Here is a 14,496-nt window from a genome sequence, read left to right as displayed (position 1 = left end):
GCTATGCATAGAAAAACAGTGATTGATTTTAGGGCTTTGGGGGAGAGATACATCTTTACCCAGCCTATCAAAGAGTTAAAAACGAGAGATTTAGCGGAAGTAACAGCCTTGCTGGCACAAGTGGAAAGCTACCAAGAGCAGGGCTACTATGTGGTGGGTTATGTCAGCTATGAGGCTGCACCTGCTTTTGAGGAGAAATTAGCAGTTCATAAAGCTCCTTTACTGGCAGAGTATCTGCTATATTTTACCGTTCATGATAGGGTAGAAACATCCCCTATTCCTCTGATTTATGATGAGGTTGATTTGCCTTCAAATTGGCAGGAAGTAACGTCTGCAACAGACTATGAAAAGGCGATTGCCCAGATTCACTATCATTTGCGGCAGGGAGACACCTATCAGGTCAACTACACTGTCCAACTCAAGCAGGAGTTGTCTGCCAATCCTTTTGCTATCTACAATCGTATGGTGGTAGAGCAGGAGGCGGGCTACAATGCCTATGTGGAACATGACGAGATGGCAGTGATTTCCATGAGTCCAGAGCTCTTTTTTGAGCAGAATGACCGCGAGTTGACAACGCGCCCAATGAAGGGAACGACTCAGCGTGGGGTAACTGACCAAGAAGATCTTGAACAGGCTAGTTGGCTGGAGCAGGATCCCAAAAATCGCTCTGAAAACATGATGATTGTGGACCTCTTGCGCAACGATATGAATCGTATTTCTGAGGTGGGGAGTGAGCACGTGGAGCGTCTTTGCCAAGTAGAACAGTATTCAACGGTTTGGCAGATGACTTCGACCATCAAGAGTCAATTGCGAGAGGATGTGGACCTTGTTGAAATTTTTCGCTCTCTCTTTCCTTGTGGATCCATAACGGGCGCACCGAAAATTGCGACTATGGAGATTATCAAGGACTTGGAGCCACAACCGCGCGGAGTCTACTGTGGAACGATTGGTCTCTTGCTTCCAAATGGACGACGGATTTTTAATGTTGCTATCCGTACTATTCAACTTCACAAAGGTCAAGCCATCTATGGAGTTGGCGGAGGTATTACATGGGATAGCACTTGGGAATCTGAATATCGTGAGGTTCATCAAAAGGCTGCTGTGCTTTATCGGAAACAAGCTCTTTTCCAAATAATTACAACTGGAAAAATCAGCCAAAAACAACTGCTGTTTGAAGAACAACATCTGGAAAGACTGAGAAAAGCTAGTCGGTATTTTGCCTTTCCATTTGATTCAGAAAACTTGAAACAAAAGATAGAGGAAGAGTGTCAGGATTGTGACATTGATCAAGACTACCGCTTGCGAATTAGCCTTAGCAAGTCTGGAGAGATAGAAGTCGATCGTCAAGTATTGGAACCTCTCAGTCCAACCTTCTGCCATGCCCAACTCTGCCTGCAGGAAGCCAATTTGCAACAAGCATTTACCTATTTTAAAACAAGCCACCGACCGCATTTGAGCCTAGGGGAACAAGAGAAGATATACCACAATAAGTCAGGAGAGCTACTTGAAACCTCTATTGGAAATTTGGTTCTGAAAATCGCTGGAAAACTCTACACACCGCCTATCAGACTTGGTATCTTGCCAGGAATTTACCGTCAGTATTTACTAGAAACAGGACAAGTAGAAGAGAAAGTCTTGACCTTGACAGACTTAGCCCAAGTTGAGGCTATATATGGCTGTAATGCAGTGAGAGGCTTGTATGAACTAAGACTTGAGGAGAATTAGATGAAACTGATATTTTTGCATGGGTTAGGGCAGTCCGGAGAGAGTTGGAAAGAAGTTCGGAATCTACTGACAGATTATTCTTCTGAGGCTATCGAGTTATTTCCTTCTGGAGTTGGCAGCTATCAAAAAGCCAAGGAGCGAGTTTATCAGCAACTAGCTCAAGAGATAGAACCTTTTGTTTTGATTGGATTGTCCTTAGGTGCTGCCCTGGCACTAGAACTTTCCAGTTACGATTTACCAAATCTTCGAGCTTTGGTTTTATCAGGATGCCCGCTTAAATTAGCAGGGAATATCCTATTTTATCTTCAGTTGCTGATTTTTAAACTACTTCCCAAAAGACTATTTGAAAAACAGGGGGCAGACAAGACTTTTATAATAGGTATTTCCAAAGAATTGAAGACACTTGATTTAACGGATATAGCAGGGATTTGCCCCTATCCAACCTTACTAATTTGTGGCAGCAAAGATAAACCGAATCTTAGTTCTATGAGAAGTCTTCATAAACTAATATCAGAATCCCAATTTCAGATTATCCCAGACGGCTCTCATGTCTTGAATAAGGAAAAACCAAAGGAGTTTGTAGAAAATACCAGAAGTTTCCTTGAATTGCTGAAATAAGTTTGATAAAATAATATTGAAATCGATAACATTCCTATAGGAGAAAGTAATGAACAAACGTCTATTTTTTAAAATGAGTTTGGCGACGTTGTCAGTTTTAGCCTTATTTTCACAACCAGTTTTAGCAGAGGAAAATATTCATTTTTCTAGTTGTAAAGAAGCTTGGGCGAATGGATACGCAGATATTCACAAGGGAGAACCTGGGTATTCTGCCAGGTTAGACCGCGATCATGATGGTGTGGCTTGTGAATTGAAAAATGCCCCTAAGGGTGCCTTTAAAGCAAAACAAGAGACTACAACCCAAACTGATACAAGTTCAGCAACAACAAGTGGCTGGGTTAAGCAGGATGGTGCTTGGTACTACTTTGATGGAAATGGCAATCCAGTGAAAAATGCATGGCAGGGAAGCTATTACCTGAAATCAGATGGTAAAATGGCACAGAGTGAATGGATTTATGACTCTTCTTATCAAGCTTGGTATTATTTGAAATCAGATGGTTCATATGCTCGCAATGCATGGCAAGGAGCTTACTACCTGAAGTCAAACGGTAAAATGGCACAAGGTGAGTGGGTTTATGACTCTTCTTATCAAGCCTGGTATTACTTGAAATCAGATGGTTCATACGCTCGCAATGCATGGCAAGGAAACTACTATTTGAAATCAGATGGCAAAATGGCTAAGAATGAGCGAGTTGATGGAGGCCGCTACTATGTAGATGCCTCAGGTCTCTGGAAACCATAAATTAGATAAAATTTAGAAAGTTAATGCAAACCTTTGCATAAATGAGTGAATTTTGTTATACTAGTACTGTAAGCATTTTCAATTAATTCATAATGAAAAAGGAGAATATGATGAGTCAAAAGATTATTGGGATTGACCTTGGTGGAACTTCTATCAAATTTGCAATCTTAACAACAGCAGGAGAAATCCAAGAAAAATGGTCTATCAAGACTAACATTTTGGATGAGGGAAGTCATATCGTTGATGATATGATTGAGTCTATTCAACATCGTTTGGATTTGCTTGGATTGGCAGCAGCAGACTTCCAAGGTATCGGAATGGGATCACCAGGTGTGGTTGACCGTGAAAAAGGGACTGTTATCGGTGCCTACAACCTCAACTGGAAAACCCTTCAACCAATCAAAGAAAAGATTGAAAAAGCCTTGGGCATTCCATTTTTCATCGATAATGATGCCAACGTGGCAGCTCTTGGTGAGCGCTGGATGGGTGCTGGTGATAACCAACCAGATGTTGTCTTTATGACACTCGGTACTGGTGTTGGTGGCGGTATCGTTGCAGAAGGCAAATTGCTTCACGGTGTTGCTGGTGCAGCAGGTGAGCTTGGCCACATCACTGTTGACTTTGACCAACCAATTGCATGTACTTGCGGTAAGAAAGGTTGCCTTGAGACAGTTGCTTCAGCAACAGGGATTGTCAACTTGACTCGTCGCTATGCGGATGAATACGAAGGCGATGCAGCTTTGAAACGCTTGATTGATAACGGAGAAGAAGTAACTGCTAAGACTGTCTTTGACCTTGCAAAAGAAGGAGACGACCTTGCTTTAATCGTTTACCGTAACTTCTCACGTTACTTGGGAATCGCTTGTGCTAACATTGGTTCAATCCTAAACCCATCAACAATCGTTATCGGTGGTGGTGTATCAGCTGCGGGAGAATTCCTTCTACAAGGTGTTCAAAAAGTCTACGATGAAAATAGTTTCCCACAAGTACGCACATCTACTAAATTAGCTCTTGCAACTCTAGGAAATGACGCTGGAGTTATCGGAGCAGCATCACTTGTATTGCAATAAGATAAAGAAGGAGAAAATTGCTTTCTAAAAGCGAGTGATTTTCCTCCTTTCTTTTTTTATGCTATACTAGTTAGGACAATAAATGAGGTGAGAGTAAATGACAAAAGCAGATACGATTTTTAAAGAGAATATTGAACGAATCCTCAAAGACGGTGTCTTTTCTGAGCAGGCCCGTCCCAAGTACAAGGATGGGACTGTTGCCAACTCTAAATATGTAACGGGTGCATTTGCTGAGTATGACTTGGCAAAAGGAGAATTTCCTATCACAACCTTGCGTCCCATTGCCATCAAATCCGCCATCAAAGAAGTTCTCTGGATCTACCAAGACCAGTCTAATAGCCTAGAAGTTCTCAATGACAAGTACAATGTTCACTATTGGAATGACTGGGAAGTTGGAAATACAGGAACCATCGGTGAGCGCTATGGTGCCGTTGTTAAGAAACACGACATTATCAATAAGCTTCTTAAACAGTTGGAAGCCAATCCTTGGAACCGCCGCAATATCATCTCCCTCTGGGATTACCAAGCTTTCGAAGAAACAGATGGGCTGCTCCCATGCGCTTTTCAGACCATGTTTGATGTCCGTCGTGTTGATGGGGAAATCTATCTGGATGCGACCTTGACCCAGCGTTCGAATGACATGCTGGTGGCCCACCACATCAACGCTATGCAGTACGTGGCTCTTCAAATGATGATTGCCAAGCATTTTGGCTGGAAGGTTGGGAAGTTCTTCTATTTTATCAACAACCTCCATATCTATGACAATCAATTTGAACAAGCTCAGGAATTGCTTCGTCGTGAGCCGTCAAACTGCCAACCACGTTTGGTCTTGAATGTTCCAGATGGGACCAATTTCTTTGATATCAAAGCAGAAGATTTTGAGTTGGTGGATTATGACCCTGTCAAGCCACAGTTGAAGTTTGATCTAGCTATTTAATACTCTTCGAAAATCTCTTCAAACCACGTCAGCGTCGCTTCATCAACAACCTCAAAACAGTGTTTTGAGCTTACTACGTCAGTCTTATCTACAACCTCAAAACGGTGTTTTGAGCAACCTGCGGCCAGTTTCCTAGTTTGCTCTTTGATTTTCATTGAGTATAAAAGAATAGAAAAAAGAAGTTGAGAAAATAACTCCCAACTTCTTTTGTTTCTTAACGTGATACGCGACGTCGAGCTGCTTTTTTACGGTTTTCTTCGATGAAAGCTGCTTTTTGCTCTTCTGGTTCGATTACTTTCTTTTTAAATGCGTATACTGCACCTGCAACGGCAGCGACAGTTCCTGCGACACCTGTTACAAGACCTTTAGCGAATCCTTTAGTCATGAGTCTTCCTCCTTTATCTTCTTAATCAGCCAGCCTCCTCAAGAGGTCACATTTTTCTGACTGACCTTTTTGTGTTATAATAATAGTAACGAAAAAATGGGAATTTTTCAAGGAAAAAAGATGAAAACAAAAATAATTGTGATTGTTGGACCGACTGCAGTTGGAAAGACGGCTCTAGCCATTGAAGTGGCCAAGCGTTTTAATGGCGAAGTGGTTAGTGGAGATAGCCAGCAAGTCTATCGAGGTCTGGATATTGGAACGGCTAAGGCTAGTCTAGAAGAGCAGGCAACTGTTCCTCATCATTTAATCGATGTTAGAGAGGTAACCGAGTCTTACTCGGCTTTTGATTTTGTTTCAGAAGCTAAGATGGCTATTGAGGATATTCACAGCCGTGGCAAGCTTGCTATTATCGCTGGTGGAACAGGACTTTATATCCAGAGTTTGCTAGAAGGTTATCACCTGGGTGGGGAGACTCCCCATGAAGAGATTTTGACCTATCGGGCTAGTTTGGAGCCTTATACAGATGAGGAATTAGCTCATCTGGTGGCGCAAGCAGGTCTTGAGATTCCCCAGTTTAATCGTCGTCGTGCTATGCGTGCCTTGGAAATTGCTCATTTTGGTCAGGATTTGGAAAATCAAGAGAGTCTATATGAACCGCTGATTATCTGCTTGGATGATGAGCGCAGTCAATTATATGAACGAATCAATCATCGAGTGGATTTGATGTTTGAGGCTGGGCTTTTGGATGAGGCCAAGTGGCTTTTTGACCATTACCCTGATGTGCAGGCTGCTAAAGGAATTGGTTACAAGGAACTCTTTCCTTATTTCCGTGGAGAGCAGAGTTTGGAGGAAGCTAGTGAGAGCCTCAAACAGGCGACCCGTCGTTTTGCCAAGCGTCAGTTGACCTGGTTCCGTAATCGCATGCAGGTCACCTTTTATCAGATTGGAGAAGCTGGTGTGCAAGACCGAATTTTAAGCCAGATAGAGGAGTTTTTAGATGATTGAAACGGAGAAAAAAGAGGAACGGGTCCTGCTCATTGGTGTAGAATTGCAGGGCATGGACAATTTTGATCTCTCTATGGAAGAATTGGCCAGTCTAGCTAAGACAGCTGGGGCAGTCGTTGTAGATAGCTACAGACAAAAACGTGAAAAGTATGATTCTAAGACCTTCGTCGGCTCTGGTAAGTTGGAAGAAATTGCCCTCATGGTGGATGCAGAAGAAATCACCACTGTCATCGTCAACAACCGTCTGACCCCAAGGCAAAATGTCAATCTAGAAGAAGTTCTGGGTGTTAAGGTCATTGACCGTATGCAGTTGATTTTGGATATCTTTGCCATGCGAGCTCGAAGCCATGAAGGGAAGCTCCAAGTTCACCTAGCCCAGCTCAAATACCTCTTGCCTCGCTTGGTTGGTCAGGGAATTATGCTCAGCCGTCAGGCAGGGGGAATTGGTTCCCGTGGTCCTGGTGAAAGCCAGCTGGAGTTGAACCGTCGTAGTGTTCGCAATCAAATCACGGATATCGAGCGCCAACTCAAGGTGGTTGAGAAAAATCGGGCCACAATCAGAGAAAAACGTCTGGAGTCCAGCACCTTTAAGATTGGTTTGATTGGTTACACCAATGCTGGGAAGTCAACTATTATGAACACCTTGACCAGTAAAACCCAGTATGAGGCTGACGAGCTCTTTGCGACTCTGGACGCGACGACTAAGAGTATCCATCTGGGGGGCAATCTTCAAGTAACTTTGACAGATACCGTGGGCTTTATCCAAGATTTGCCGACAGAGTTGGTGTCCAGTTTTAAGTCGACCTTGGAAGAAAGCAAGCATGTGGACCTTCTGGTTCATGTTATCGATGCCAGCAATCCTTACCATGAGGAGCATGAAAAAACGGTTCTGTCTATTATGAAAGACTTAGATATGGAAGATATTCCTCGCCTGACCCTCTATAATAAAGCGGATTTGGTGGAAGATTTCACGCCTACCCAAACGCCTTATGCCCTCATTTCTGCCAAGTCTGAGGATAGTCGTGAGAATTTGCAGGCTTTGTTTTTAGAGAAAATCAAGGATATTTTCGAACCCTTTACCCTGCGAGTGCCTTTTTCAAAGTCCTACAAGATTCATGATTTAGAAAGTGTTGCGATTCTTGAAGATCGTGACTACCAAGATGATGGAGAAGTGATTACAGGCTACATTTCTGAGAAAAATAAATGGAGGTTAGAGGAATTTTATGACTGATATTAAAACGTTGGCTCTAAAATATGGGGGCTATACAAATCTGGACAAGGTCTATCTGGATCAGCTTCTAGCTGGCAAGACAGAGCAGGAGCAGTTGACACTTATCACACCTCCGCCAAGTGTGGTCAATGCCTACTTTGCAGAGCTATACCAGAAAAAGAGTCCTGAGACTGCGACGAATTATTTTGCAGAAGTCAGTCAGGAACTGAATCTCTACAATGCTGAACCTAGTTTCACTCTTGAAAACAAACCTTTTATTCGCCTTAACCTGTCTGGTAAATCCTTTGGTTTTTGCTATGAGAGTGAGGGTCTGGGTCGGATTTTCTCTGAAAATGAAAAGGTAATCTCAGATGACTTGCTTTTTGAAATTGCGCAAATTTTCCCCCATCAACTGGTCTTTGAGGAGTCTGGCAAGATTTACATGAAGGCTGTTGGAGATGAGGAAGTTGTTAGCATGGAGAGTCTAACAGCTTTGACTGATTTGGAAAGCTTGGCTGATGGTCGCAAGCGTCTTAAAGGATACAGCCAAGAGGAGCTATTACAAGAAGCTACTGCTTTTTCTGGCAAGCGCTATTTCCGATCGGAAAACCGCACAGCCATGTTATATATTGATTAATTAGGAAGTATCGAATGGATATTCAATTTTTAGGAACGGGGGCTGGCCAGCCCTCTAAAGCCCGCAACGTTTCAAGTCTCGCCCTGAAACTTTTGGACGAGATTAACGAAGTCTGGCTCTTTGACTGTGGAGAAGGTACGCAAAATCGCATTCTGGAAACCACAATTAGACCACGTAAGGTCAGCAAAATCTTTATCACTCACTTGCATGGAGACCACATTTTTGGTCTGCCAGGTTTCCTTTCTAGCCGTGCCTTTCAGGCCAATGAAGAGCAGACAGATTTGGAAATCTATGGACCGCAAGGGATTAAGTCCTTTGTCTTAACCAGTCTTCGTGTGTCCGGTTCGCGCCTGCCTTACCGTATTCATTTTCATGAGTTTGACCAAGATTCTTTAGGAAAAATCCTTGAAACCGATAAATTCACGGTGTATGCAGAGGAGCTGGATCATACTATTTTCTGTGTTGGCTATCGTGTCATGCAAAAGGACCTAGAAGGTACCTTGGATGCTGAAAAGCTCAAGGCTGCTGGCGTCCCATTTGGCCCACTTTTTGGAAAAATCAAAAACGGTCAGAACGTTGTTCTCGAAGATGGGACTGAAATCAAGGCAGCTGACTATATCTCAGCGCCACGTCCAGGTAAGATTATCACTATTCTTGGTGACACCCGAAAAACTAGTGCCAGTGTGCGTCTGGCTGTTAATGCCGATGTCCTTGTCCATGAATCCACTTATGGCAAGGGTGATGAAAAAATTGCTCGTAACCATGGCCACTCTACTAACATGCAAGCTGCACAAGTAGCGGTAGAAGCAGGTGCCAAACGCCTCTTGCTCAACCATATCAGTGCCCGTTTTCTCTCAAAAGATATCAGCAAACTCAAGAAAGACGCTGCTAGTGTTTTTGAAAATGTCCATGTGGTCAAAGACTTGGAAGAAGTGGAAATCTAAAAGCTTGAGAAAGGATAAGTATGTCTACTATTCTCATTACCGGAGCTAGCGGTGGTCTAGCCCAAGAAATGGTCAAACTCCTGCCCAATGACCAACTCATCTTGCTTGGTCGAAATAAGGAAAAATTAGTCCAAATCTACAGAAATCATCCCTGTGCAGAATTGATTGAAATCGATATTACCGATGATTCAGCCTTAGAAACTCTGGTAACTGACCTCTATCTCCGCTATGGCAAGATTGATGTCTTGATTAACAACGCTGGTTACGGGATTTTTGAGGAATTTGACCAGATTTCCGACCAAGATATTCATCAGATGTTCGAGGTCAATACCTTTGCCCTAATGAATCTGTCTCGTCGCCTTGCGGCTCGAATGAAGGAAAGTCGAAAAGGCCATATCATCAATATTGTTAGCATGGCAGGTTTGATCGCTACTGGCAAGTCTAGTCTCTACTCAGCGACCAAGTTTGCGGCCATTGGTTTTTCAAATGCTCTGCGCCTCGAACTCATGTCCTATGGTGTTTATGTAACGACGGTTAATCCAGGACCAATCCGAACAGGATTTTTTGACCAAGCCGACCCAGATGGTACCTATCTTAAGTCGGTTGAACGCTTCCTGCTAGAGTCAGATGCAGTGGCTAAAAAGATTGTCAAGATTATAGGAAAAAACAAACGAGAACTCAATCTACCGATGTTGTTGAACCTAGCCCATAAGTTTTATACCCTCTTTCCTAAGCTAGCTGATAAGTTGGCAGGGGAGACTTTTAATTATAAGTAAAAAGAACCAATATGCAGGTTGTTGCTAGCCTACATATTGGTTCTTATCATTTATCAACTATCAAACTGGACTTCTTCTAGTAGATAGTCGATAAAGCGTTCGCCCATCTTAGATAGGCTGGTTTTCTCATGCTGGATATAGACCAGTTCAATTGGGTCATCAATATCCAGTGGGATAGAAACGATATTGTCTCCGTTGAGGTTGCTGTTCAAAATCCCTGTTGCAATGGTATATCCATCCAAACCAATCAAGAGATTAAAGAGGGTAGCACGGTCGCTGACTACGATGGATTTCTTGTGGTGTTCTTGGGAAAGAATCTCTTCTGAAAAGTAGAAGGAGTTGTGCGTCCCTTGGTCATAGCTGAGATAAGGGAAGTTTTCCAAATCAGATAGTTTGACCTTGTCTTTCTTTGCCAGAGGATTGGTCTTGCTGACAAAGATATGCGGTTGTGCTGTGAAGAGATGGTGAGCCAGCAGATGATTGTCATCCAGCATCTTGGTTAAAACATCACGGTTGTAGCTGTTCAAAAATAGGACACCGACCTCACTACGGAAGTTCTTGACGTCATCGATAATTTCCCAAGTACGAGTTTCACGAAGGAAGAGTTCGTATTTTTCCATATCGCTTTTCTTGAGTAGCGATACAAAGGCATTGACCACAAAGGCATAGTGTTGAGACGAAACGCTAAAGAGTTCACGGTGGGCGACAGGATTTTTATAGCGTTCCTCCAGAAGCTGAGTTTGCTCGACAACCTGACGGGCATAAGAGAGAAACTCCATTCCATCACGGGTCAGGGTAATGCCCTTGGGATTGCGGATAAAGATTTCAATACCCATTTCATTTTCCAAATCTCTCACAGCATTGGAAAGACTCGGCTGAGTGATAAAGAGTTGCTTGGCTGCCTCATTCATGGAGCCAGTTTCGACGATTTTGATAATATAATGTAATTGTTGAATTCTCATGTTTTTATTGTACCACACTTGCGTCAGAATCGCCAAGGAAGATAGGAAAATCAAGGTATTGTGTGAGTCTCTTCTTGAAAAAAACACAAAAATTTGCTAGAATGAGTCTTATGAAAACATTCTATGATGTGCAGCAATTCCTCAAACGATTTGGTATTATTGTTTATATGGGAAAACGCTTATATGATATTGAACTGATGAAGTTGGAACTCTCTCGGATTTACGATGCAGGGCTGATGGACAAACTGGATTATCTGGAAGCGGAAGCGGTTCTTCGCAGAGAGCACAAGGTAGAATTGGATTATATTGAGAAAAATGGAGAAAAGAACTAATGGTTACTTGGATTTTGTGGGCACTTATACTGGCAATGTTGGCGTGGATGGGCTTTAACTATCTTCGTATTCGCCGTGCGGCTAAAATTGTGGATAATGAGGAATTTGAAGCCTTGATTCGTACAGGTCAATTGATTGATTTGCGTGATCCAGCAGAATTCCACAGAAAACATATCCTTGGTGCCCGTAATATTCCTTCAAGTCAGTTGAAGACTAGTCTTGCAGCCCTGCGTAAAGACAAACCTGTCCTTCTCTACGAAAACCAACGTGCGCAACGTGTCACAAATGCGGCCCTTTACTTGAAAAAACAAGGTTTTTCTGAGATTTATATCCTTTCTTATGGACTGGATTCTTGGAAAGGGAAAGTCAAAGTTGAGAAATAAGAAAACGAGCTTGGATGTTTCCGAGCTCATTTTTTAACCACTTTTTCTGAGAAATTCACGAATGCTTGTCAGCTCTTCTGAGTTGAGGGAGCGATAGTCTCCCTCTTGCAGGTTTTCATCCAAGCTCCAAGGGCCAAAATGGGTGCGTTTGAGGGAGGTCACCTTGACACCAACCGAGAGAAACATTTTCTTAACCTGATGAAATTTTCCTTCTGAAATGGTGATGGAGGCTTGACTGAAGGAAGGACTTGCAGATAGAATCTCTAGTCTTGCAGCTTTACAGACAGTGCCATCTAAAAAGACAATTCCCTTTTGAAATGCTTGGATATGGTCAGGTGTTAGAAGTCCATTAACCTCAACTTGATAAGTCTTATTCACATGATATTGGGGATGGAGGAGCTGAAAGCCCAAGGGACCGTTATCGGTCAAGAGGAGGAGTCCTGTCGTATCTCGGTCCAGTCGGCCGACGGCATAGAGCTTGTCAGACTGGATGTCAGGCGGAAGGAGATCCATGACTGTTGGAAGTTTCTTGTCTTTGTTGGCTGTAACGACACCAGCAGGCTTATGAAGCATAAGGTAGGTGTGCTCATAGCCTTGAATGATTCGGTCCTGATAAAGGAGTTCTTGTAGTCCTGTATCGATGTTTTGGGCTAAGGAGCGGGCTGGGCAAGCATCGACTAAAATTTCTCCTTTTAGTAAGGCTTGTTTCATGGCCTTTCGACTGATTTTTTCTTGGGCTAATAAATTATCTAAACGCATACTGTGCCTATCTTATCATAAGTCGCTTGCTTTGAAAAGGCTTGATGTGAAAAGAAAAGCATAGTGAAAACATTTACACTTGCTTGAGTTATGTTATTTACCTGAAATTATGGTATAATCGTTCAGTTAGAAAATAAATTTTGAATATTATAGAGGAAATCATGACAAAACTTAGAGAAGATATCCGTAACATTGCGATTATCGCCCACGTTGACCACGGTAAAACAACCCTTGTTGATGAATTATTGAAACAATCAGAGACTCTTGATGCACGTACTGAATTGGCTGAGCGTGCTATGGACTCAAACGATATCGAAAAAGAGCGTGGAATTACCATCCTTGCTAAGAATACAGCTGTTGCTTACAACGGAACTCGTATCAACATCATGGACACACCAGGACACGCGGACTTCGGTGGAGAAGTTGAGCGTATCATGAAAATGGTTGACGGTGTTGTCTTGGTCGTAGATGCCTACGAAGGAACTATGCCACAAACTCGTTTCGTATTGAAAAAAGCTTTGGAACAAGACCTTGTCCCAATCGTGGTTGTTAACAAAATCGATAAACCATCAGCTCGTCCAGCAGAAGTAGTGGACGAAGTCTTGGAACTGTTCATCGAGCTTGGTGCTGATGACGACCAGCTTGACTTCCCAGTGGTGTATGCTTCAGCTATCAACGGGACTTCTTCATTGTCAGATGATCCAGCTGACCAGGAAGCTACTATGGCACCAATCTTTGACACGATTATCGACCATATCCCAGCTCCAGTAGATAACTCAGATGAGCCTTTGCAGTTCCAAGTATCACTTTTGGACTACAATGACTTCGTTGGTCGTATCGGTATCGGTCGTGTCTTCCGTGGTACTGTTAAGGTTGGGGACCAAGTTACCCTTTCTAAACTTGACGGCACAACTAAAAACTTCCGTGTTACAAAACTCTTCGGTTTCTTTGGTTTGGAACGTCGTGAAATCCAAGAAGCAAAAGCAGGTGATTTGATTGCCGTTTCTGGTATGGAAGATATCTTTGTCGGTGAAACTATCACTCCGACAGATGCAGTTGAAGCTCTTCCAATCCTACACATCGATGAGCCAACTCTTCAAATGACTTTCTTGGTTAACAACTCACCATTTGCTGGTAAAGAAGGTAAATGGGTAACTTCTCGTAAGGTAGAAGAACGTTTGCAGGCAGAATTGCAAACAGACGTTTCCCTTCGTGTCGACCCAACTGACTCTCCAGATAAATGGACTGTTTCAGGACGTGGAGAATTGCACTTGTCAATCCTTATCGAAACAATGCGTCGTGAGGGCTATGAACTTCAAGTATCTCGTCCAGAAGTTATCGTAAAAGAAATCGACGGTGTTAAATGCGAACCATTTGAACGTGTTCAAATCGACACTCCAGAAGAATACCAAGGTTCTGTTATCCAAAGCCTTTCTGAACGTAAGGGTGAAATGTTGGATATGATTTCAACTGGTAATGGTCAAACTCGTTTGGTCTTCCTTGTTCCAGCGCGTGGGTTGATTGGTTACTCAACTGAGTTCTTGTCAATGACTCGTGGTTACGGTATCATGAACCACACCTTCGACCAATACTTGCCATTGATTCCAGGTGAAATTGGTGGTCGTCACCGTGGTGCCCTTGTTTCTATCGATGCTGGTAAGGCTACAACTTACTCAATCATGTCTATCGAAGAACGCGGTACGATCTTTGTCAACCCAGGTACTGAGGTTTATGAAGGAATGATCATCGGTGAAAACTCTCGTGAAAATGACTTGACAGTTAACATCACTAAGGCGAAACAAATGACCAACGTTCGTTCAGCTACTAAGGACCAAACAGCTGTTATCAAGACACCTCGTATCTTGACACTTGAAGAGTCTCTTGAGTTCTTGAACGACGATGAGTACATGGAAGTAACGCCTGAGTCTATCCGTTTGCGTAAACAAATCCTTAACAAAGCAGAGCGTGAGAAAGCTAACAAGAAGAAAAAATCAGCTGAATAAGAGCTAGA

Annotated in this window: 17 protein-coding genes; 13 read left to right on the top strand and 4 right to left on the bottom strand. The window is 42.9% G+C overall.

The window, feature by feature from the left end; translation table 11 throughout:
- The first annotated feature begins 3 nt into the window (after positions 1-3).
- The 5 genes from pabB to HT679_RS07225 all read left to right on the top strand — a co-directional run bounded on the left by pabB (position 4) and on the right by HT679_RS07225 (position 5,092).
- Entirely contained in the window at positions 4-1,725 is a 1,722-nt protein-coding gene (gene pabB / locus HT679_RS07245; RefSeq protein WP_173213824.1) for an aminodeoxychorismate synthase component I, read from the top strand.
- A complete protein-coding gene (locus HT679_RS07240) occupies positions 1,726-2,343 on the top strand; it encodes an alpha/beta hydrolase (protein WP_164226712.1) in 618 nt (205 codons plus the stop codon).
- Between the two features lie 49 nt (positions 2,344-2,392).
- Complete coding sequence (locus HT679_RS07235) at positions 2,393-3,085, top strand: excalibur calcium-binding domain-containing protein (protein ID WP_173213822.1); 693 nt, start codon at positions 2,393-2,395, stop codon at positions 3,083-3,085.
- Positions 3,086-3,195: 110 nt separating this feature from the next.
- The gene (locus HT679_RS07230; RefSeq protein ID WP_033684051.1) at positions 3,196-4,155 is read left to right on the top strand and encodes an ROK family glucokinase; all 960 of its coding nucleotides are present in this window, start codon (positions 3,196-3,198) and stop codon (positions 4,153-4,155) included.
- Positions 4,156-4,252: 97 nt separating this feature from the next.
- Positions 4,253-5,092: a thymidylate synthase gene (locus HT679_RS07225; RefSeq protein WP_173213820.1), complete on the top strand. Its 840-nt coding sequence runs from the start codon at positions 4,253-4,255 to the stop codon at positions 5,090-5,092.
- Here HT679_RS07225 and HT679_RS11385 read toward each other — a convergent pair.
- Both HT679_RS11385 and HT679_RS07215 read right to left on the bottom strand, forming a co-directional pair.
- Positions 5,089-5,247 (bottom strand): chlorohydrolase, encoded by a 159-nt coding sequence (locus HT679_RS11385; protein ID WP_240149583.1) that lies wholly within the window; start codon positions 5,245-5,247, stop codon positions 5,089-5,091. The genes HT679_RS07225 and HT679_RS11385 overlap by 4 nt on opposite strands.
- 59 nt (positions 5,248-5,306) lie before the next feature.
- Positions 5,307-5,477 (bottom strand): DUF3042 family protein, encoded by a 171-nt coding sequence (locus HT679_RS07215; RefSeq protein WP_173213818.1) that lies wholly within the window; start codon positions 5,475-5,477, stop codon positions 5,307-5,309.
- 120 nt (positions 5,478-5,597) lie between these two features.
- On the opposite strand from HT679_RS07215, the gene miaA reads away from it, so the two are divergent.
- Genes miaA through HT679_RS07190 form a run of 5 tightly spaced genes read left to right on the top strand, consistent with a single transcriptional unit; the run spans position 5,598 to position 10,049 of the window.
- On the top strand, positions 5,598-6,482 hold the full coding sequence (miaA, locus tag HT679_RS07210) for a tRNA (adenosine(37)-N6)-dimethylallyltransferase MiaA (RefSeq protein WP_173213816.1): 885 nt from the start codon (positions 5,598-5,600) through the stop codon (positions 6,480-6,482).
- Positions 6,475-7,713 carry a GTPase HflX gene (gene hflX, locus HT679_RS07205; RefSeq protein ID WP_173213813.1) on the top strand — a complete coding sequence of 413 codons (1,239 nt, stop codon included), beginning with the start codon at positions 6,475-6,477 and terminating at the stop codon, positions 7,711-7,713. Before miaA ends, hflX begins: the two co-directional genes overlap by 8 nt.
- Positions 7,706-8,329, top strand: coding sequence for a cystathionine beta-lyase (locus HT679_RS07200; RefSeq protein ID WP_173213811.1), 624 nt, complete (start codon positions 7,706-7,708; stop codon positions 8,327-8,329). Before hflX ends, HT679_RS07200 begins: the two co-directional genes overlap by 8 nt.
- Positions 8,330-8,343: 14 nt before the next feature.
- Positions 8,344-9,273 (top strand): ribonuclease Z, encoded by a 930-nt coding sequence (gene rnz, locus HT679_RS07195; RefSeq protein ID WP_173213809.1) that lies wholly within the window; start codon positions 8,344-8,346, stop codon positions 9,271-9,273.
- 20 nt (positions 9,274-9,293) lie between these two features.
- Positions 9,294-10,049, top strand: a complete 756-nt coding sequence (locus tag HT679_RS07190) for an SDR family oxidoreductase (protein WP_173213807.1) — start codon at positions 9,294-9,296, stop codon at positions 10,047-10,049.
- A 53-nt stretch (positions 10,050-10,102) separates the two neighbouring features.
- Here the strand turns inward: HT679_RS07190 and HT679_RS07185 are convergent, their stop codons facing one another.
- Positions 10,103-11,011 (bottom strand): LysR family transcriptional regulator, encoded by a 909-nt coding sequence (locus HT679_RS07185; RefSeq protein WP_001222592.1) that lies wholly within the window; start codon positions 11,009-11,011, stop codon positions 10,103-10,105.
- 62 nt (positions 11,012-11,073) lie between these two features.
- Between HT679_RS07185 and HT679_RS07180 the strand changes: the two genes are divergently transcribed.
- Entirely contained in the window at positions 11,074-11,343 is a 270-nt protein-coding gene (locus HT679_RS07180) for a YqgQ family protein (RefSeq protein ID WP_033689072.1), read from the top strand.
- Positions 11,343-11,726 carry a rhodanese-like domain-containing protein gene (locus HT679_RS07175; RefSeq protein WP_000259257.1) on the top strand — a complete coding sequence of 128 codons (384 nt, stop codon included), beginning with the start codon at positions 11,343-11,345 and terminating at the stop codon, positions 11,724-11,726. The genes HT679_RS07180 and HT679_RS07175 overlap by 1 nt, the downstream gene beginning before the upstream one ends.
- Positions 11,727-11,759: 33 nt before the next feature.
- Here the strand turns inward: HT679_RS07175 and HT679_RS07170 are convergent, their stop codons facing one another.
- Positions 11,760-12,485, bottom strand: coding sequence for a 16S rRNA pseudouridine(516) synthase (locus tag HT679_RS07170; RefSeq protein WP_173213805.1), 726 nt, complete (start codon positions 12,483-12,485; stop codon positions 11,760-11,762).
- A gap of 161 nt (positions 12,486-12,646) precedes the next feature.
- Between HT679_RS07170 and typA the strand changes: the two genes are divergently transcribed.
- Complete coding sequence (gene typA / locus HT679_RS07165) at positions 12,647-14,488, top strand: translational GTPase TypA (RefSeq protein ID WP_000164111.1); 1,842 nt, start codon at positions 12,647-12,649, stop codon at positions 14,486-14,488.
- Positions 14,489-14,496: the final 8 nt, after the last annotated feature.

Origin of the sequence: Streptococcus sp. 4886, assembly GCF_013276485.1 — a bacterium.
Taxonomy (GTDB): Bacteria; Bacillota; Bacilli; order Lactobacillales; family Streptococcaceae; genus Streptococcus.
The sequence above is the reverse complement of the archived record's forward strand: the minus strand, read 5'-3'. Positions and strand labels throughout refer to the sequence as shown.